This window comes from Streptococcus sp. CF8_Ac1-9, from assembly GCF_024295565.1.
Classification (GTDB): Bacteria; Bacillota; Bacilli; order Lactobacillales; family Streptococcaceae; genus Streptococcus; species Streptococcus parasanguinis_X.
Genome location: NZ_JANCOY010000010.1, coordinates 1 through 1,580, shown reverse-complemented (window position 1 = coordinate 1,580; position 1,580 = coordinate 1). Strand labels below are relative to the sequence as shown.

1 protein-coding gene is annotated in these 1,580 nt (G+C 40.1%); it reads right to left on the bottom strand.

What is annotated here, in order from left to right; all coding sequences use genetic code 11:
* A partial coding sequence (locus tag NML76_RS10150) for an SspB-related isopeptide-forming adhesin (protein WP_302851203.1) occupies positions 1-1,580 on the bottom strand: 1,580 nt, incomplete at both ends.

The window sequence follows — 1,580 nt, the reverse complement described above, 5'->3', positions numbered from 1 at the left end:
TTCTTAGTTGTTGGGTTGTAGTAGTTAACTACTTGAGCCGCAGTATTTTCGATGTCTACACCACCAGGTACATCAGCTTTCACTTTTGTTGGGATGTCGAACTTGTAGTAACGGCCAAATTCGAATTTAGTTGTGTCGATCACTTGTGTGTTTTCTGCGTCGCCAAGTGACTTAGTGAAGCCATCTTTAAGGGTTGCAGTAATCACACCGTTGTTCACAGCGATATCGAATTTATCTGTTACTTCTGCGCCTGTTACTGAATCGTAAGCTTTGATCTTAGTAGAATCAAGTTCCAACTTCGCTTCATCGTAGTCATCTGAGATTCCTACTGATTGGATGTTGTCCTTGTTAGATGCGTCGAATTTAGTTGTATCCAACCATACTTGGTAAACCAACTTGTCGCCACGTTTAACAGTCTTCGTATTCAAGTTTTGTTTTTCGTTGTTTGATGCATCGTCCGCATATGGGTTCGCATTGGTATCTGCGTACTTGTCTGCCAACTCTTTATCATCATCAACGAGTTTGTCACCTGTGATATCGAATTTTTCTTCAGAAACAACGTATTTCTCTGGTTGGAACTTAGGTTCTTCTGGAGGAGTGACACGGTTGTTAAATTCTTTATCCGCAATGTCGCCAACTTTCGCGATCAGTACTTTAGCTGTACCATCGTGTTTCACTGTAACTGTTACATTTGCTTTCATTGTGTCGTATGTAACGGTTGCATCTGTTCCCTTAACTTCTTCTACTGTGTAGTTGTGTACGCCTTCTTGACCTTTCTTGAATTCCATAGCTGAGAATTTAACATTACCAGCCGCATCATTGCTTACAGTTTCAAGAGTCTTACCTTCTGAATCTTTAAGCACGAAGCTGAATTCGTTAGCTTTAAGTTCACGACCTTCCAAACGTTTCGTGAAGTTGAATTCCACTTCAACTGGAACGTTGTTTACACGTTTTTCAGTTGGTTTGTTTGGTTTTTCAACAGTCTTGCTTACTGGGTTGTAGTAGTTAACTACTTGAGCCGCAGTATTTTCGATGTCTGCACCACCAGGAACATCGTTCTTAACAGTTGCTGGAATATCAAACTTGTAGTAACGTCCGAATTCGAATTTAGTTGTGTCAATGATTTGAGTGTTTTCTGCATCGCCAAGTGACTTAGTGAAGCCATCTTTAAGGGTTGCAGTCATCACACCGTTGTTCACAGCGATATCGAATTTATCTGTAACATCAGCTCCAGTTACTGAATCGTAAGCTTTGATTGCTGAACCATCAACATCAACCTTAGTTTCGTCAAAGTCATCTGTAATTCCTACAGTTTGAACGTTGTCTTTGTTAGCTGCGTCGAATTTAGTTGTATCCAACCATACTTGGTAAACCAACTTGTCGCCACGTTTAACAGTCTTGGTATTGATGTTTTCTGCTTCGTTGTTTGAAGTTCCATCTACATATGGATCTGTATTTGTTTCACCATATTTATCAGTCAACTCGGCATCATCGTCAAGAAGCTTGTTATCAGTGATAGAGAATTTCGCTGTATTTAATACGTATTTCTCTGGTTGGAACTTAGGTTCTTCTGGAGGAGT